Annotated in this window: 1 protein-coding gene; it reads left to right on the top strand. The window is 35.6% G+C overall.

Annotated elements, in window-relative coordinates; genetic code table 11:
* The first annotated feature begins 284 nt into the window (after nucleotides 1-284).
* Complete coding sequence (locus D5R40_RS33600; protein ID WP_192901164.1) at nucleotides 285-476, top strand: hypothetical protein; 192 nt, start codon at nucleotides 285-287, stop codon at nucleotides 474-476.
* Nucleotides 477-677: the final 201 nt, after the last annotated feature.

Raw genomic sequence — 677 nt, 5'->3', positions numbered from 1 at the left:
CTGCCCTCTGCCTCCTGCCTTTTCATAACGATAATTTTCAACACCGACCTACTTAATATTGGTAAGTTAATACATCTAATATTGATGAAATTGAACCGGGGGATGGAATAGATGCGTCAGAATTTCTAATGTCAGCAACGGCAAAATTTCTGAATAAAACAGATGGTAAAAACTGGATACCTGTCATTGTGAAAAAAAGTGGGAGAAGAGCAATATCAAGTCATTGATTAATTCTTTGATTTTCCCACATATTATATAGATTTGGTTAAGGAGTATTTCCTACAATGAGTAATTTCAGTAATGTTGGTAAGTTGATACATCTGTATATTGATGAAATTGAACCGGGGGATGGAATAGATGCCCCAGAATTTCTAATCTCAGCAACGGCAAAATTTCTCAGTGAAAGTGGGGGGCGAAACTGGGTACCTGTAATTGTGAAAAAAGTGGGAGAAGAGCAATATCAAGTCATTGATTAATTCTTTGATTTTCCCACATATTATATAGATTTGGTTAAGGAATATTTTTTACAATGAGTAATTTGAGTAATATTGGTAAGTTAATACATCTGTATATTGATGAAATTGAACCGGGGGATGGAATAGATGCGCCAGAATTTCTAATTTCAGCAACGGCAAAATTTCTCAGTGAAAGTGGGGGGCGAAACTGGATACCTGTAA

Source organism: Okeania hirsuta, assembly GCF_003838195.1.
Classification (GTDB): domain Bacteria; phylum Cyanobacteriota; class Cyanobacteriia; order Cyanobacteriales; family Microcoleaceae; genus Okeania; species Okeania hirsuta.
This window is presented reverse-complemented; position numbering and strand designations above follow the sequence as displayed.

Coding starts and splice junctions, on each gene's coding strand:
- D5R40_RS33600 (WP_192901164.1), top strand. CDS start 285: ATGAGTAATTTCAGTAATGTTGGTAAGTTGATACATCTGTATATTGAT.